Origin of the sequence: Pedobacter sp. BG31 (genome assembly GCF_042464845.1) — a bacterium.
Classification (GTDB): domain Bacteria; phylum Bacteroidota; class Bacteroidia; order Sphingobacteriales; family Sphingobacteriaceae; genus Pedobacter; species Pedobacter suwonensis.
On record NZ_JBHNZK010000050.1, the window covers coordinates 1 to 941 of the forward strand.

A 941-nucleotide genomic window follows, 5' to 3' on the forward strand; every position below is an offset into this window, starting at 1 on the left:
CCCTCTACCCCCGATACCGTGGCGTTGGCCTGCAAAAAGTTGCTCCCCTGTACCGAAGGCAGGTAATATCTGGCCACCTGATCTTTATACACCGAAAGGTTAAGCGTACTGCCCCAGCTCAGGCCGCCCTGCAAAATCAGGCCGTTCAGTTGCAGGTCTAAACCTTTGCCTTTAATTTCGGCAACGTTGCGCAGTACGGTGGTGCCCACCCCCGTGGTATAATCGATGGGGTAAATGCCGAACAGATCTGAAGCGTGTTTTTGATAATACTCTACACTGCCCGATAGCCTGGCTTTGAACATACTAAAATCAAGCCCCACATTCAGCATCCTTACCGTTTCCCACCGCAGTTCAGGGTTGGCATACTTATCAAAAATGGCATACGGCGTTTGGGTATAGGGCGAATTGACCTGGTAACGGATGGTATTTACCCCGCTCATAGATGGATCGGCATTGCCGCTAAAACCCAGGGTAGACCTCAGTTTCAGCTGGTTTACAAAACTTACTTTAAAAAACGGCATCTTCGTAATATCCCAGCCCAGGCCTGCACTCCATAAAGGTTTCCATTTATTGTTGGTGGCCACGCCAAAAAGGTTAGAGGCATCGGCCCTTGCACTTGCTGAGAGCGTGTAGGCATCTTTAAAGGTATAGGCCAGGTTTACAAACTGCGAAAAATAATTATTGGCTGTCTGGCTCAAACCGTTGCCATCAGGTATATAAGCGGCGCTTCCGGTAACCGAGTTGGGGAAAGTGCGGGTATAATCAACTGCCCCGGTGTTGAGTTTATCGGTATCCACACCGTACATCCGGCCCGATGCACCTGTTGATCGGGCCTTCCTCCATTCTACCCCCACCAAAGCATCTATCCGGTGCGCAGCCCAAACCCGGTGATAATCAAGCTGTGCCCGGTACTGCTCCGAAAGTAACCGCCCCTCGTTCCT

General features: G+C 50.9%; 1 protein-coding gene. It reads right to left on the minus strand.

Annotated elements, in window-relative coordinates:
• Nucleotides 1-941: TonB-dependent receptor domain-containing protein (locus ACFE6N_RS23510; protein WP_378940370.1), on the minus strand; the 941-nt coding region annotated here is incomplete at both ends.